Origin of the sequence: Collinsella sp. AM40-7AC (genome assembly GCF_003468125.1) — a bacterium.
Lineage (GTDB): Bacteria > Actinomycetota > Coriobacteriia > Coriobacteriales > Coriobacteriaceae > Collinsella > Collinsella aerofaciens_O.
Genome location: NZ_QSGK01000009.1, coordinates 54571 through 69533 on the forward strand (window position 1 = coordinate 54571; position 14963 = coordinate 69533).

14 protein-coding genes are annotated in these 14963 nt (G+C 60.7%); 7 read left to right on the top strand and 7 right to left on the bottom strand.

Going from position 1 to position 14963, the window contains the following annotated elements; translation table 11 throughout:
- Positions 1–124: 124 nt before the first annotated feature.
- Complete coding sequence (locus DW892_RS08180) at positions 125–937, top strand: putative RNA methyltransferase (protein ID WP_117758263.1); 813 nt, start codon at positions 125–127, stop codon at positions 935–937.
- Between the two features lie 124 nt (positions 938–1061).
- Here the strand turns inward: DW892_RS08180 and DW892_RS08185 are convergent, their stop codons facing one another.
- The gene (locus DW892_RS08185) at positions 1062–1463 is read right to left on the bottom strand and encodes a hypothetical protein (RefSeq protein ID WP_117635536.1); all 402 of its coding nucleotides are present in this window, start codon (positions 1461–1463) and stop codon (positions 1062–1064) included.
- A 434-nt stretch (positions 1464–1897) separates the two neighbouring features.
- Here DW892_RS08185 and DW892_RS08190 point away from each other — a divergent pair, with 434 nt between their 5' ends.
- Positions 1898–2602, top strand: coding sequence for a class I SAM-dependent methyltransferase (locus DW892_RS08190; protein WP_117758262.1), 705 nt, complete (start codon positions 1898–1900; stop codon positions 2600–2602).
- A 67-nt stretch (positions 2603–2669) separates the two neighbouring features.
- Here DW892_RS08190 and DW892_RS08195 read toward each other — a convergent pair whose 3' ends face one another.
- On the bottom strand, positions 2670–2966 hold the full coding sequence (locus DW892_RS08195; protein ID WP_055310006.1) for a hypothetical protein: 297 nt from the start codon (positions 2964–2966) through the stop codon (positions 2670–2672).
- Positions 2967–3042: 76 nt separating this feature from the next.
- On the opposite strand from DW892_RS08195, the gene DW892_RS08200 reads away from it, so the two are divergent.
- From DW892_RS08200 to DW892_RS08215, 4 genes are all read left to right on the top strand, one after another.
- Positions 3043–3531 carry a GNAT family N-acetyltransferase gene (locus tag DW892_RS08200; protein ID WP_117736485.1) on the top strand — a complete coding sequence of 163 codons (489 nt, stop codon included), beginning with the start codon at positions 3043–3045 and terminating at the stop codon, positions 3529–3531.
- Positions 3532–3835: 304 nt separating this feature from the next.
- A complete protein-coding gene (locus DW892_RS08205; RefSeq protein ID WP_117766865.1) occupies positions 3836–5839 on the top strand; it encodes a translation factor GTPase family protein in 2004 nt (667 codons plus the stop codon).
- Between the two features lie 93 nt (positions 5840–5932).
- On the top strand, positions 5933–7051 hold the full coding sequence (locus tag DW892_RS08210) for an AAA family ATPase (protein WP_089572898.1): 1119 nt from the start codon (positions 5933–5935) through the stop codon (positions 7049–7051).
- Positions 7052–7061: 10 nt separating this feature from the next.
- Positions 7062–9557, top strand: a complete 2496-nt coding sequence (locus DW892_RS08215) for an excinuclease ABC subunit UvrA (protein ID WP_233546891.1) — start codon at positions 7062–7064, stop codon at positions 9555–9557.
- Between the two features lie 29 nt (positions 9558–9586).
- Here the strand turns inward: DW892_RS08215 and DW892_RS08220 are convergent, their stop codons facing one another.
- The 4 genes from DW892_RS08220 to DW892_RS08235 form a co-directional block, all read right to left on the bottom strand.
- On the bottom strand, positions 9587–10186 hold the full coding sequence (locus tag DW892_RS08220) for a tRNA (cytidine(34)-2'-O)-methyltransferase (RefSeq protein WP_117766869.1): 600 nt from the start codon (positions 10184–10186) through the stop codon (positions 9587–9589).
- 95 nt (positions 10187–10281) lie between these two features.
- The gene (locus DW892_RS08225) at positions 10282–11412 is read right to left on the bottom strand and encodes a GTP-binding protein (protein WP_055252195.1); all 1131 of its coding nucleotides are present in this window, start codon (positions 11410–11412) and stop codon (positions 10282–10284) included.
- Between the two features lie 86 nt (positions 11413–11498).
- Positions 11499–11840 (bottom strand): arsenate reductase family protein, encoded by a 342-nt coding sequence (locus DW892_RS08230; RefSeq protein ID WP_022093957.1) that lies wholly within the window; start codon positions 11838–11840, stop codon positions 11499–11501.
- 11 nt (positions 11841–11851) lie between these two features.
- The gene (locus DW892_RS08235; RefSeq protein ID WP_089572906.1) at positions 11852–12475 is read right to left on the bottom strand and encodes a flavodoxin family protein; all 624 of its coding nucleotides are present in this window, start codon (positions 12473–12475) and stop codon (positions 11852–11854) included.
- A 334-nt stretch (positions 12476–12809) separates the two neighbouring features.
- On the opposite strand from DW892_RS08235, the gene DW892_RS08240 reads away from it, so the two are divergent.
- Entirely contained in the window at positions 12810–13130 is a 321-nt protein-coding gene (locus DW892_RS08240; RefSeq protein ID WP_055252192.1) for a DUF3784 domain-containing protein, read from the top strand.
- 284 nt (positions 13131–13414) lie between these two features.
- Here DW892_RS08240 and DW892_RS08245 read toward each other — a convergent pair whose 3' ends face one another.
- Entirely contained in the window at positions 13415–14944 is a 1530-nt protein-coding gene (locus tag DW892_RS08245) for a diguanylate cyclase domain-containing protein (protein ID WP_117640602.1), read from the bottom strand.
- Positions 14945–14963: the final 19 nt, after the last annotated feature.

A 14963-nucleotide genomic window follows, 5' to 3' on the forward strand; every position in this document is an offset into this window, starting at 1 on the left:
GTCGGCACTTAGGGACATTCCTTTTCTGCCGGCAGCTGGGGGACACTCCTTGTCTCTTCTATGACTAGATGGGGAAGGCGTGCGACAATGGTGGGCGTTGTGTTGTTCGCGCTAAGGAGTTGCCATGTTGTTGTGTCCCGTTTGCCATGAGCCGTTGGTGGACGATGAGCGCGGTGCTGTGTGCGCGGGCGGACACCGGTTTGATCGTGCGCGCGAGGGCTATCTGTATCTACTGCGCTCGTCCAAGAGCGGCGACTCCATGGGCGATCCCAAGTCGCAGGCGCGTAGTCGTCGCGACTTTCTGAACCGCGGTTACTATGCGCCGTTGCGCGATGCGATGGTCGAGCTGGTGCGCAAGCAGGTGTCTGGGCGCGCGGCGTCTGCAGGCGTCCCCATGACCTTGCTCGATATTTGCTGCGGCGAGGGCTACTACACTAGCGCCATGGGTGCGGTGCCGGACGTGGATGCTTACGGTTTCGACCTGGGCAAGGAGATGGTGCGCCTGGCCGCCAAGCGCGGCGATGCGACCTACTTTGTGGCCAATATGAAGGACATCCCCGTGGCCGATGGCGCCTTCGATATGGTGACCGAGCTCTTCGCTCCCTTTAACGAGCGCGAGTTTGCCCGCGTGCTGGCGCCCGAGGGCTCGCTCTACACCGTGGTGCCGGGTGCCCGTCATCTGTTTGGGCTCAAGGAGGTGCTCTACGACACGCCGTACCTTAACGACGAGAAGCTGCCGAAGACGACCGAGCTCGAGTTGGTGGGAACGCAGCGGGTGTCTGCGAACATTACGCTCCAGACCCAGGCTGACATCGAGGCGGTGTTCCAGATGACGCCGTACTACTACCGTACGCGCCCCGCCGACAAAGAGCGCCTGGCAAACCTGGACACCCTTCAAACCGATATCGACTTCATCATCGCCGAGTACCGCCACTAATCTACCAAAAAGGGACAGTTTAATTTGGCAGGTTTTATCTGGGCAAATGCAAAGGGCCGACCGCGGAGATGTGCGATCGGCCCTTTTTAGTTGCTTGGCTGCAGAGGCTATGAGAAGCGAGCGCTTACAGGCGGTCCTTGTTCTCGGCCTTGACGGCGTGCGCCTGCTGAACAAAGAACAGGTCGTACACCACGATGACAAAGGCGCCAAAGTTGATGGCGTCGCCGCCAAACGCGGGAAGCGTGAGCACCGCCTGGGCAAGCGTGGCGACTGCAGCAACGATACCGAGCTTAAACGCGCCGTCAACCTGCGAAGGCTTGTTGGCACCCTTGATGCCCGCAACGCCCGCGGCAAGATCGATGAGGCCCTTGGCGATAATCACGGCCGCGGCGAGCATGGCGTTCGATCCGTAGGTGGACTCGAACTTGCCGGTCGCGATGCCGGCGATTCCTATGACGAGACTGGCGATGCCCAGAACAAAATAAATCAGGGCAAGGATTTTGAGTGTCTTGCGAGTGAAGCTCATGGCTGGTCCTTTCGATACGAGTACGCCAACCTGGCGCACCCTATGTGCTGCACATATGGTGAAGCACATTGTAGTTCAACGCGGCGATGCATGCGCCTGAAAGCGTCTCTTGCCTGCACGGTTCAACCTTTCAAAAAGGAAAGCTGGACGTAAGTCAAATCGATGGCAGCGCATGCGCGGCGCTGCGATGATGAGGCCATGGTAAGAGCTGGACCGAAGGAGGAGCCATGATGTACGGAGTCAAGCAAGTGGATGAGCCGCGGTCGCTGGGAAGGCGCATGAGTGATTCTGTGATCGCTGCCGTGTGCACGGTATTGATGGCGGTGCTTTGCATTGGGATGCTGTGGACCATGTCGCATGTGGGACAATAACGGACGGTTGGGTGCCGACATGAATGGCGCCCATGTATTCGTTTTGTTTGCTAAGGAGTGTCCATGGGCGTCGTCGATCCCTTTTCTGTTGCTCGGGCTGCTGGGCTCGAGCTCGTGCGGACGTCCGAGGGCCTTACGCTCACCGACGGCACGATGGAGTTGCGTGCCGATTTTGGCCGCATGCTTCCACGGCTCAAGCAGGGTCGTCTGCAGCAAGAGCTGTTGGTAAAGGCTGCGCGCACAAAAGGCATCGAACAACCATGGGCGATTGACGCCACGGCAGGCTTTGGCGAGGATTCGCTGCTGCTGGCGGCAGCGGGCTTTACCGTCGATCTGTATGAGCAGGATTGCGTGATCGCGGCGCTGCTCCAGGATGCCCTGGATCGCGCGGCAGATGATTCGGCGCTTGCGGCCGCCGTGGCGCGCATGCACTTACATGCGGGCGAGGACAGCATTGCCGGCCTTCGCCATACGGCTGAGCTGGTCGAGCGCGATGAGCTCGCGGCTCCCGACGTGGTGTATCTGGACCCCATGTTTCCTGAGCGCACCAAGAGCGCGGCGGTCAAAAAGAAGTTCCAGCTCTTGCACCATCTGGAACAGCCGTGTGCCGATGAGGAGACGCTGGTTAAAACTGCGCTTGCAGTGCGGCCGCGCAAGGTCGTTATCAAACGGCCGGTGAAGGGCCCATTGCTTGCCGGCGTTAAGCCGAGCTATCAGCTTGCGGGCAAGGCCGTCCGCTACGATGTTTTGGTGCCGCCGCGCCCGTAGCCTGCGCGTGATGGCCGGCGATGTGTCGGTGCCGTGCCGCTGCGTGAGCGCCGCTCCGTTGCGGAGCCTATTTCCAAGGATGCGACGTCAGATGCCACCCGCCGCAGTATTCGCATTTGTAGCAGGCCAAACCACGCCGTCCACGGTTTTCGCAGTCGGCCATAACGGCCTCGGCCTCGGCGCGTGTGTCGTAGCGGTTTTTGCGCTCGCACGATTTGTAGCGCCAAGCCTCATCGCGCTCGGCGTCCAGGGCATCGCGGCGCTCGTCCTCGCGCGCAAACAGGTCGCTCATATCGCCGCCGGTGGCAGCGCCCAAAAACTCGCTTTTGGCCTTTGACCAGGCGGCTCGCTTTTTGCTTCCCATCCGCTCCTTGCCCTTTCCAAACGCTGGTATCATTGCTCAATCAAAGTGATACCAATAAACGTGAGGTCGCCGCGTGATGATCAGAAAAACCCTCGAGACCGACATTCCCGCCGTCATGGCTATCTATGATGCCGCCCGCGCCTTTATGCGCGCGCATGGCAACGCCACGCAGTGGCCCGAGGGCACGCCTTCGGCCGAGCAGCTGGCTGCCGATATCGCCGCCGGTGGCAGCTATGTGTGCGAAGTCGACGGTCGCGTGGTGGCGACGTTTGCCTTTTTGCCGGGCCCGGACGAGTGCTATGACGTCATCGAGGACGGTCAGTGGCGCAGCGACACTCCGTACGCCGTGCTGCACCGCGTGGCGTCCGACGGCACCGTGCACGGTATCGCGGCCGCGATGTTTGCCTTTGCCAAGGAGCGTGCCGACCATCTGCGTATCGATACGCACGCGGACAACCTGCCCATGCAGGGTGCGAGCCTCAAGGCAGGGTTCGAGCGCGCCGGCGTCGTGTATGTGTCCGACGGCACGCCGCGCGTTGCGTTCGACTGGCTGCGCGAGGCATAAGGGCCGAGTCACATACCAGCGTTTCATCGAAATGAAAATGGCCCCGCGTGGGGCCATTTTTGGTAAAACGCGTCGTTGTGGGACTCGCATTGTTACCGCCTCAGATGAGACCGGGCAGACAAAAGGGGAGGTGCCGGCTTTCGTAAGGCGCGAACCTACGAAAATCGCCGCGCGGCAACGCAGGGCGATGAACTTGGTCGGGGGATAGGGCCCGCTTCGCCCGCCGGCCCGTAAATTGTATCATCCAGTGTGGAACGAGGATGCCCGTTGCCGAGTGCGACGGGCTTGCAATAAGAGGAGAGCCATGTCGAAGCAAGCGGTCGTTGGAATCTTGGCGCATGTCGATGCCGGCAAGACCACACTGGCCGAGGCCATGCTGTTCTGCGCGGGTCGCATTCGCAAGCGCGGCCGCGTGGACGATGGCGACTCGCACCTGGATACCAACGCCATCGAGCGCGAGCGCGGCATCACGATTTTCTCGTCGCAGGCCGTGCTCGACCACGGCGATACCCACGTCATGCTCGTGGATGCTCCCGGCCATGTCGATTTTTCTGCCGAGGCGGAGCGCACGCTGCGTGCCCTGGACTACGCGATTCTGGTGGTGGGCGCCAACGATGGCGTGCAGGGGCACACCGAAACCCTGTGGCGCCTGCTTGCACGCTATGACATCCCGACGTTCATCTTCATCAACAAGATCGATTTGGAGAATCCCGGCCGCGATGTTTTGCTGGCACAACTCGGGCAGCGTCTTTCCGAGGGCTGCCTGGATGCCAACGAGCTGCTGGCGGGCGGCGCCGTTCAGGAGGACGCTGCTGCGTTGGACGAAGCGGCGCTCGAGGAGTTTCTTGAAGCGGGTGAGCTTTCTGTCGCAACGCTGTCGCGCATGGTTGCCGAGCGCAAGCTCTTTCCCTGCTTTGCCGGCTCGGCGCTCAAGGACCAAGGCGTTGACGAGCTACTGGATGGTATATGCGCGCTGATGCGTGAGCAGGCGTGGCTCCCGGAGTTTGCCGCGCGCGTCTATCGTGTCAGCCGCGGGGATCGTGGCGAGCGCTTGGCTTGGGTTAAAGTGACCGGCGGCACGCTGCGCGCAAAACAGATGATCAGCGGGCATTCCAGTGCCGAGGCGTGGGAACAGAAGGTCGATCAGGTACGCATCTATAACGGCGAGAAGTATGAGCTTGCCCAAGAAGTTGCTGCTGGCGGTATTTGCGCCGTGACGGGTCTTGCGCACGTTCGCCCAGGGGACGCCCTGGGCACGGAGCCCGCGGGCGATGCGCCCGTCATCGCTCCGGTCCTCACCTATACGGTGCTGCCGGGCGAACACGACGTTCATGCGGTGTTTAAAGCGCTGAGTGAGTTGGCGGACGAAGATCCCATGCTCGGCGTAAGCTGGAATACGCATCTTGAGCAGATCCATTTGCAGTTGATGGGCGCCGTGCAACTCGAGGTCGTGCAGCGGGTGTTGGCCGATCGCTTTGGCCTTTCGGTTGCGTTTGAGCCCGGCGGCATTCTCTATAAGGAGACTATTTCGCGGCCGGTCGAGGGCGTGGGCCACTTTGAGCCGCTGCGCCACTATGCCGAGGTGCATCTGCGCCTGGAGCCGTTGCCGGCGGGTTCGGGTGTGCAGTTTGGCACCGTGACCTCGACCGACGAGCTCGATCTTAACTGGCAGCGTTTGGCACTCACCAACGCTATGGAGCGCGACCACCTGGGCGTGCTGACGGGCTCGCCCATCACCGATGTGCGCATTACGCTCACGGGCGGCCGCGCGCATGCCAAACACACCGAGGGCGGCGATTTTCGCCAGGCCACGTATCGCGCGATTCGCCAGGGTTTGATGCAGGCGCGCGAGGTCGGCGCAGACGTGTTGCTGGAGCCGTGGTACCACTTTGAGCTCGAGGTGCCGGGGGAGTGCGTGGGCCGGGCGTTGTCAGATGCCACACGCATGGGTGCCGAGTACGAGCCGCCGACGATGGCGGGAGACCGAGCGAAGCTTGTGGGTCGCGTGCCGGCATCCGAGGTGCAGGATTACGCGCTGGAGGTGGCTGCCTACACGAGCGGGCGCGGTCATCTGTACCTGGAGTTCGCCGGTTATGCGGCTTGCCATGATGGCGAGCGCGTAATCGAGGCTGCCGCCTACGAGCCCGAGGCCGATCTGCCCAACACGCCCGACTCGGTCTTTTGCTCTCATGGCGCCGGCTACACGGTCAAATGGTATGACGTGCCCGCCGCAGCGCACGTAAAGATCGATCCCGTCACCTTCCGTCCCTGGCGAGCAGCAGACGCCGAGTTTTTCGGCCACATGTGACAAAGGGACAGCCCCTTTGTCACATGCTATTGGTATAACTCAGTATAAGTTGGTATAACTGTTACCAGGGTTTGCCAATCCGAGGAGGCCGATATGAATCCAAATCCCTTTAAGCCCACAGCTGGTAAGCGGCCTCCGATACTCATCGGTCGCGAGTCGGTCATCGAAGATTTTGAGGAAGGGCTCGACAACGGCGCCGGAGCGCCGGGCAGGCTCATGCTCATTACGGGAAACCGCGGCTGTGGCAAAACGGTTCTCCTGCGGGAGCTGCAACGTCTAGCCAGCGAGCGCGGATGGGCGGTTGTCTCCGATTCCGCTTCGCTTGGTTTGTGCGACCGCTTGGCCGACGCGCTTCGCTCGAATAAACCCGTTGTGACGTCAATGGAGTTTGGGCCGTCGTTTGGCCGGATGTCGGTCGAGGCGGCGCGGGCAAAAGGCGAGACATTGCGAGGGCTGGTCAACGAGCGTCTCAAGAAGCTCGGTCCGGGCAAGGGCGTCTTGTTTGCGATTGACGAGGCACAATCGGTGTCTATCGAGGAACTGGCGGCTCTTGCCGTCCTCTATCAGCAGGTGCTCGGAGACCAGGATGCCACGGGCTTGCCCGATAGCGACCAGCGCGGTCTTGCGCTGGCGTTCGCCGGCTTGCCCAGTATGGTTGACGATCTGCTCGAAGAGCCGAGCGTGACGTTTTTGCGGCGTGCCCAGCAGCGTACGTTGGGGGCAATATCTTTGCCCAAAGTGCGCGATTCGTATATCCAGACGGTCAAAGACGCTGGTCTTTACGTTGACGCGGAGACGGCGGACCTTGCGGCGCGCAAGAGCATGGGGCATCCCTATATGGTTCAGCTGGTGGGCTATTACATGTGGCGGTCTGCTGTCCGGCGTGGCTCGCAGGTCATCGAAAGGCGCGATGTCGAGAATGGCCATGCGGATGCCGTCTCCGAGTTCTACGAAGCGGTTGACGCACCTCTGTATTACGGTCTGCGCAGCCCTCAGCGCCTCTTTATCGAGGCTATGGCGGTTGACGAGGACAAGCCGACGCGCACGGCGGATATCATTGAGCGCTGCGACCGTACCCAGAGCTGGGCGAGTAAATATCGCGCAAGCCTGATTCGCGAGCGCGTCATCGAGGCCGCCGGATACGGCCTTGTGCGGTTTACCGTGCCCATGCTGGGCGAGTATATCCGCGACCGCGTTTTATGGCATGAGTAGGGTGATAAAGGTGACGGAACAGAAGATGAGCCCGCAGGCTATCGAGGTGCGCGGTGCACGTGTTCACAATCTCAAGGACATCGATATCGATATTCCGCTGGGGAGGCTCGTGGGCATTGCCGGCGTGTCGGGCTCGGGCAAGAGCTCGCTGGCGCTGGGAGTTCTTTATGCCGAGGGCTCGCGCCGTTACCTGGAGGCGCTCAGCACCTATACTCGACGTCGCCTGACGCAGGCCGAGCACGCCCAGGTGGACGAGGTATTGCACGTACCGGCGGCACTCGCGTTGCATCAGCGTCCCAGTGTGCCAGGCGTGCGCTCGACCTTTGGTACCATGACCGAGCTCAACAACAGTCTGCGTTTGCTCTTTAGCCGCTGTGCCCATCACGTGTGCCCACATTGCGGGGCGCGTGTGGAGCCGAGCCTTAACGTGGCTGCGGGCCTGTCGCTCACGTGCCCCGCATGCGGCCGCGAGTTCTACGCGCCGAGTGCCGAGGACCTTGCCTTTAACAGCGGCGGTGCGTGCCCTACCTGCGGCGGCACCGGTGTCATGCGCGAGGTGGACGAAGCGAGCCTGGTGCCCGACGAGTCAAAGACCATCAACGAAGGCGCGGTGCTTCCCTGGGGTACGCTCATGTGGGATCTGATGAAGCAGGTAGCCGGCGAGATGGGCGTGCGCACCGACGTGCCGTTTAACCAGCTCACGCCTCAAGAGCGCGACATCGTGTTCCACGGTCCGGCGGTTAAAAAGCACATTCTCTACGTTCCCAAAAACGGCGAGGGCGCCACGCCGCTCGATTTTACCTATTACAACGCTGTCTATACCGTCGAGAATGCGCTCGCCAAGGTTAAGGACGACAAGGGCCTCAAGCGCGTGGCGCGCTTTTTGCGCGAGGGGCCATGCCGTGACTGTGGCGGCACGCGTCTCTCCGAGGCCGCACGCCATCCCCAGGTGCGCGGTATCAATCTGGCGCAGGCCGCGGCTATGACGCTGGGTGAGGCGATTGAGTGGGTGCGCGGGGTGCCCGCATCCTTGCCGGCCGAGATGCAGCCCATGGCGACGGATATCTGCGATTCGTTTTTGAGCACGGCCCGTCGACTGGTCGATCTGGGCCTCGATTACCTTTCACTCGACCGCGCCGGTGCCACGCTCTCCACGGGCGAGCGTCAGCGCGTGCAGCTCGCCCGCGTGGTGCGTAACCGATCGACGGGCGTGCTCTATGTGCTGGACGAGCCCTCGATTGGCTTGCATCCTGCCAATGTCGACGGCCTGGTAGGCGTGATGCGCGATTTGGTGGATGACGGCAACACCGTGGTCGTTGTCGACCACGACTCGCGCGTACTGGCGGAAGCCGACTATCTGGTCGAGATGGGCCCCGTTGCCGGAGCAGGCGGCGGCAATGTGATCGCCGCGGGCGCGGTAGGCGAGGTCGAAGAATCGCAGGGCAGCCGCATCGCCCCATTTTTGCGCTCGGAGCCTGAGCGCTTGCGTCCGCAGGTGCCTGACGACGAAATGTTTGACCGGGGCCATATCCGCATGGCGACCGATGCCATCCATACCGTCAAACCGCTCGAAGTCGATATACCGCGCGGTCGCCTTGTCGCGGTGACGGGCGTTTCGGGTTCGGGTAAGACGACGTTGGTGCTCGAGACACTCATCCCGGCACTTAAGGCGCAGGCAGCCAGCGAGCGCCTGCCAAAACACGTGCGTTGGGTCGATGCCGAGGGCATTGCACGTGCCAACCTGATAGACGCCACGCCCATCGGTGCCAACGTGCGTTCGACGGTAGCGACTTATGCCGACATCCATGATGAACTGCGTCGCGCCTTCGCCCGTACGCCCGAGGCCAAGGCAGCCGGCTACAAGGCAGGCGCCTTTAGCTACAACACCGGCGCCTTGCGCTGCCCTACGTGCGATGGCACGGGTTCGATATCGCTCGACGTGCAGTTTTTGCCCGACGTCGAGATCGTCTGCCCGGCATGTCGCGGCTCACGTTATGCAGACGCGGCTTCGCATATCCATCGCGAGGGCAAGGACGGGAGCTTACTGACGTTGCCGCAGCTCATGGACATGAGTGTGGACGAGGCCCTCGACGCCACGCTGGGACTCAAAAAGGTACAGGCGCGGTTGCAGACCTTGCACGACCTGGGCTTGGGTTATCTCACGCTCGGTGAGCCCACGCCGGCGCTTTCGGGCGGCGAGGCGCAGCGTCTTAAGCTTGCGAGCGAGATGGGCCGCGTGCAGGACGATGCCGTATTCGTATTTGACGAGCCCACGATCGGCCTGCATCCGCTCGATGTTCAGGTGTTGCTGAGTGTGTTTGACGGCCTCGTCGCCAAGGGCGCCACAGTTGTCGTGATCGAACACGACCTCGACCTTGTCCGCAACGCCGACTATGTGATCGACATGGGCCCGGGCGGCGGTGACGCGGGCGGGCAAATCGTCTGCGCCGGCACGCCGGGCGACATCGTGGCCTGCCCCGCAAGCATCACCGGCCGCTACCTATAACCGAATGTGACAAAGGGACAGTTCCTTTGTCACATTCCCGGAAAGCCTGTTTGGCGCAGGGCCTCGTAGAGGACGATGGCGGCGCTGTTAGAGAGGTTGAGAGCGCTGATGCGGTAGTCGTCCGGGTCGATGAAGTTGCCGCAGATATCCTGTCGAAGGATGGCTTCGTGGCTGTCCTCGGTATGCCCGAGCGACTCCTCGTGGGCCTCCCAGGCGTCGGCGTTTTCGAGCGAGTCGCAATCGCGCAACATGGGGATGCGCTCGCAGCGCTCGGGCGCCGCGGCAAGCAGTGGCTCGGGAATCCCCGAGCTCTCGCTGCCAAAGACCAAAAAGTCACCGTCGCGGTAGGTACTTTGCGCATAGGTGCGGCGCGCCTTTTTGGTCAGCAGATGCAGGCGTTCGTCGGCGGGGGAGAGGCCGTTGCGCGCAAGGAAATCCTCCCAGCCGGCATAGGTCGTCACGTCCAAATTTTGCCAGTAGCCCAGGCCGGCGCGACGCACCGTCTTGTCGTCGAGCGAAAACCCCAGCGGCTCCACCAGATGCAGGCGGGCGCCGGTAACCACGCAGGTGCGGCCGATATTGCCCGTATTGGCCGGAATCTCGGGCGCATACAGCACAATGTTGAACATGAATCTCCTTGGCTCAGAACGAAAAACCACCACGAAGGGCACCTTCGTGGTGGTTTGGCGGTTACGTAGGCGGAAAAATGCCCGCTTGGATAAATCTAGGCGCGGTGCCAGTCGGTCAGGCAGGCATCGAGGGAGGCGATGAGCGCATCCTTGTCCATGTGACGGCCGATGATGCACAGGCTCGTCATGCGGTCGCCCGTCTCGTCGTCCCAAATCTGCATGATCTCGGGGTTCTCGTCGATGATCTTCTGCTTCTCGCCCTCGGGCGCGGAGTCAACGAACAGACCGTTCTCCATCAGGCGCATTTGGTGGCCGGCCTGCTCGAACATGTAGCACATGTCCGGATCGCCGGTCTGCCACAGCGGACCCTTGACGCGGATGACCTCGTCGGGCCACTCCTGCTCAACAAAATCGGTGAACTTCTGCAGGTCAAACGGCTTGCGGCGCGAGTACACAAAGGTCTCGATGTCGTACTCGAGCACCTCGGGGTCGTCGTGCTCCTCGGGATGCTCCATGGCCTCGATCCAGGCGGCGGAGTTGTAGGCGCGCATAAAGTCGAAGCGGTCGGTGTCGAGCAGCTCCTCCATGGGGACCTCGCCGTTTTGGGCCTCGACAATCACGGCGTCCTTCTGCAGGCTGCGCACGATAGCCTTGAGCTCGGCGATCTGCTCAGGGCTCACGGTATCGGTCTTGTTGAGGATCAGCGTGGAGCAGAACTCGATCTGCTGGATGAGCAGGCTCTCGATGTCGTCCTCGTCGATATCCTCGGCCAACAGGTCGCGGCCGCCGTTGAACTCGTCGTACATGCGGGCGCAATCGACCACAGCCACGATGTTGTCGAGTGCAAGCTTGGGCTGGCCGCCCACCTTGGCCTCGTCGCAGAAGCTCGAGATGGTGTAGGCGATGGGGATAGGCTCGCAGATACCCGAGGCCTCGATGATGATGTAGTCGAACTTGCCCGAATCGGCGATGCCCTGCAGCTGGTTGGCAAGGTCGTCCGAAAGCGTGCAGCAGATGCAGCCGTTGGTGAGCGGGATGAGGTCGTCGGTCTCGGAAAGGCCGCCGTCGGCGATGAGGCTGGCGTCGACGTTGATCTCGCCGATATCGTTGACGATCACGGCGGCGCGGATGCCGCCGTCGTTAGCGAGGATGTGGTTGAGCAGTGTGGTCTTGCCGGCACCGAGGTATCCGGTAAGCATGATGATCTTCACGGGTTTGTTGGGCATGTGCCCTCCTTTGTTAGACATGGCTTACAGTTGAATCTTATGCCAAACGCCTGCTCTTATACCCACGCGCCGGCAAATAACACAGGCTACTCCCAGGCTCCCCATACATCGGGGCAATAACCGACGGTGGCCTTTTTGCCGTTGCGCACGATGGGCTCGGCTAGAACCTGCTGGTTCTCGAGCAACTTGTCGAAGCGCTGGCTAGGGGTGAGGTGCTGGATGAGCGCGAGCGTCTCCTCGTCCTTGGCCTTGGGGTTGAGCAGCTTGTCGATGCCGCCGACCGCCTGCATCACGCTCGTGAGCTCGCCTTTGCTCATCTCCTTTTCCTTAAGGTCGATAAACTGCACCTTGATGCGGCGCTCCTTAAAATAGCGCTGGGCCTTCTTGGTATCGAAGGACTTCTTGGTGCCAAAAATCTGGATATTCATGTTCCGCCGTTCTACCGAATGAAGTTGGTGCGCTCGCGATCGGCTTCGGGGGCTTCGATGCCGGCAGCCTGTCCTGCCTCGATACAATGCAGGAGCCAAGCCATGTTCTTGCCGATGTTGCGCATGGTGGCCAGGCCCTCGGCGTCCTGGGCGGCCTCGCCCGGCATGGCACCAAAGACGTTGTTCCAGTATGTGGAGGCCACCACGGGCATCTGGTTGATAGTGAAGTATTTGTTGAGTACATCGAAGGTGGTCGACGTGCCGCCGCGACGGGCGACGGCGACCGCGGCACCCGGCTTGTGCACAAAGGCCTTGCTGCCAGCATAGAATGCGCGGTCGAGAGCCGAGAGGATGCGTCCGCTGGGATGCGCATAGTAGACGGGGGAGCCAAAGACAAAACCGTCTGCCTGCTCGGCGGCAGCGATGAGCTCGTTCACCACGTCGTCGTCAAAGGTGCAGCGACCGCCAAGCTTGCCGCACTGACCGCAGCCGATGCAGTCGCGGATGGGCTTGGCGCCCAGTTGGAATACCTCGCTGTCGATGCCCTCGGCTTTAAGTTGCTCGGCGACTTCGGCGAGCGCGCGAGCGGTGTTGCCGTTTGCCTTGGGGCTGCCATTGACCAAAAGAACCTTCATCACAAACTCCCTCTGCTGTCGGTGACTTCTGCAGAGGATTATCGCACGAGCGGGCAGATGGCGTGGGGCACGATGCCGGCCCCGAGGGCCCACGGCAGGCACGCTCACCAGGTACGAGCGGGATACGGTCCAGAGGATGTTGGAGTGCGGGGCCTCGTGCGAGCAGATTGTAAGGGGTCTGGGCGGGTCGCCCTCGATGGCGAGCTTTGAGGCCTTGGAAGGCGGGCTGCTGCGGCGGCTATGGTTTATACTAAGGCGGTTGCTATCGAGTAATTCATACTTGGTTTGATTCGATTGTGAATGCGTAACTAGGATGGAAAGCAAAGGAAACTCTATGGAAACAGAGGATGCTGTTTGCTTGATGACTTCGATTGCCTTGATTGTCCTTTCAATCCAATACCGAAGAGGAAGATGGCTCTGCTCAATTGCTGGATATGATGTCACAAAAAGGGAGAGCGAGATTGATATACGCCCTTACGCAAAGCTGATTTCTTCTGTGACGTTATGGATGGGGCTGCTGTTTTTCTTGTGGGCGGTAGAGGACTGGGTACGCGATTGGAATACCAGCGTTTTTGAAGTTTTGGTTCTACTTCTGTTCAGCTTGGCCTCTTTGTCGTTCGTGCGGCTCGTTAGGTTTGTGTTTATGAGGCGGTAGCCAGCGGAAGTGGCTGGACGACAAAATGGACCAATGCAGCCAATTGTCAATAGAATTTGATAGGCTTGGCTTAACAGATTTACTCGAGGGCATATCCGTGGCGAGGGATAGGTTCTATCTTGTTGAGCACTTATTTGCATCAGGCAAAGTAAACCAAGAGTATCGAAACGGTGCCCCCGGGCCCCGGGAGGGACTGCGGGGACGTTCGGCTAACTGCGGGTACGACCTATTTGCCCAATGTGTTCGGTTGAGATCGGAAATTAACCATCATGCGCCCCATAACGCTAGTCCAGCTTGGTGCCCGGTACTTGTGGTGCCTCTTCAAGTAGCGCTTTGAGCTCGTTCAAAATGGAAACGGGCTGTCGGTCGACGGCGTCCAGATGAAGTGTGGCCACACGAATGGGCGGCTGATATTCAAATGAGCCAAAGAGTACGGGCGACCCCAAGAACCGCTCGATTTCTTCTGCGATCGCATCGGTCTCTTCGGGATCAAGGTCATCGAAAAGCGCCACGAACATCGGTCCGGTCGAGCGGAACAGACGGCCCTTGCCGCGCGAACAGTCCATGAGGCAGGCGGCACTTTCTGCCAAAACGCGGTCGCCCGCATCAAAGCCAAAGCGGGCATTGACCTTGGCGATGTCGTCGATTTTGATGGCGACCAGGCCTGCCTTGCGCGCCACGCGACGCATTTCGCCAATGGCGTTGACCAGGGCGTGGATATCGCCCAGGCCGGTCACGGAATCGGTCGTATCCGCCAAGCTTCGGTTGATGATAATGCCCACATACATGTTGGGCTCGGTTTCGGTGCTATCCAAGCGGTAGCCCGTACACTCGCACAGCGCATATTTACCAGCGGTATTCATGACGCGATACTGCATGTAATGGAAGTGCCACGCGCCGTTTACCACCATATCGAGCTCGCTGCGCACGTTGTCGCGGTCCTCGGGGTGAACGCGGGCGAGCCACATATCGAGCGAGTTATAGGGATGCTGGGAGGGCAGGTCAAAATCGCGCACGGCATTAATCGACCATTGCGATTCGCCGGTATCGAGGTTAAGGATAAACGGATAGCGCGTCTCGGAGCTCATGGAGATCGCTTGGAACACCCGGTCGTTGCAGGGAGGCTGATCGGCGATTGGGCGCATGGATGCGTCGTTTTCCTTCGGCTGCTGCACACGGTGCATGAGCTTGTAGCGATACATTTTGCGGTCGGCGTCCATGGTCATCTGGCGACGCGTATCGCCAGCGAGTGGGTCGACGCGCGAGCAGCCAAAGCTAAAGCTAGCGATCATGGGCGCTTTGCCGCCCGATGTTGCCTCGATAAGGTTGGTGCGCGTCCGCTCCAGGCGCTGCTCGAGTTCGGCTTCATCTGTCGTGGGGGATACGAGTACAAATTCGTCTCCACCGATACGGAACAGCAGGTCATTGGGTTCCATTGTCTCGGTGAGTGCACGGCAGATGCTCAGGATGTAGCGATTGCCCTCGGTGTGGCCAAACGTATCGTTGCAATGCTTAAGGCGATCGATATCGATATAGGCGCAGGTGAAGGGGGTGCCTTTGTGCCAAAGCAGCTCGGCATAACGGTGGAGTCCAGCACGGTTGCCAAGATTGGTGAGCGAATCGATATAGGCGCCGCGCTCAAGCAGCTCGCGTTCTTGCTGCAGGATGGCAAATGTCTTCTGTAGCTGCTCGCCGATGGCGCACAGCTCCGTGGGCAGCGCGGCAACATCGAGCTCGGCGGTCGAGACCCCGTTCGCAAGTCGCTGAAGATAAGCAATGATCGATTGCTCGCCCAGGCGATACGACTCGTTCATGATGGATAACCTCCTTGGG

Excerpts from the sequence above, each read along its gene's own strand:
- DW892_RS08195 (WP_055310006.1), bottom strand. The coding sequence starts at position 2,966 with ATGGGAAGCAAAAAGCGAGCCGCCTGGTCAAAGGCCAAAAGCGAGTTT.
- DW892_RS08225 (WP_055252195.1), bottom strand. The coding sequence starts at position 11,412 with ATGCCCAACAAACCCGTGAAGATCATCATGCTTACCGGATACCTCGGT.
- DW892_RS08205 (WP_117766865.1), top strand. The coding sequence starts at position 3,836 with ATGTCGAAGCAAGCGGTCGTTGGAATCTTGGCGCATGTCGATGCCGGC.
- DW892_RS08200 (WP_117736485.1), top strand. The coding sequence starts at position 3,043 with ATGATCAGAAAAACCCTCGAGACCGACATTCCCGCCGTCATGGCTATC.
- DW892_RS08190 (WP_117758262.1), top strand. The coding sequence starts at position 1,898 with ATGGGCGTCGTCGATCCCTTTTCTGTTGCTCGGGCTGCTGGGCTCGAG.
- DW892_RS08235 (WP_089572906.1), bottom strand. The coding sequence starts at position 12,475 with ATGAAGGTTCTTTTGGTCAATGGCAGCCCCAAGGCAAACGGCAACACC.
- DW892_RS08240 (WP_055252192.1), top strand. The coding sequence starts at position 12,810 with ATGGAAACAGAGGATGCTGTTTGCTTGATGACTTCGATTGCCTTGATT.
- DW892_RS08185 (WP_117635536.1), bottom strand. The coding sequence starts at position 1,463 with ATGAGCTTCACTCGCAAGACACTCAAAATCCTTGCCCTGATTTATTTT.
- DW892_RS08180 (WP_117758263.1), top strand. The coding sequence starts at position 125 with ATGTTGTTGTGTCCCGTTTGCCATGAGCCGTTGGTGGACGATGAGCGC.
- DW892_RS08245 (WP_117640602.1), bottom strand. The coding sequence starts at position 14,944 with ATGAACGAGTCGTATCGCCTGGGCGAGCAATCGATCATTGCTTATCTT.
- DW892_RS08230 (WP_022093957.1), bottom strand. The coding sequence starts at position 11,840 with ATGAATATCCAGATTTTTGGCACCAAGAAGTCCTTCGATACCAAGAAG.
- DW892_RS08220 (WP_117766869.1), bottom strand. The coding sequence starts at position 10,186 with ATGTTCAACATTGTGCTGTATGCGCCCGAGATTCCGGCCAATACGGGC.
- DW892_RS08210 (WP_089572898.1), top strand. The coding sequence starts at position 5,933 with ATGAATCCAAATCCCTTTAAGCCCACAGCTGGTAAGCGGCCTCCGATA.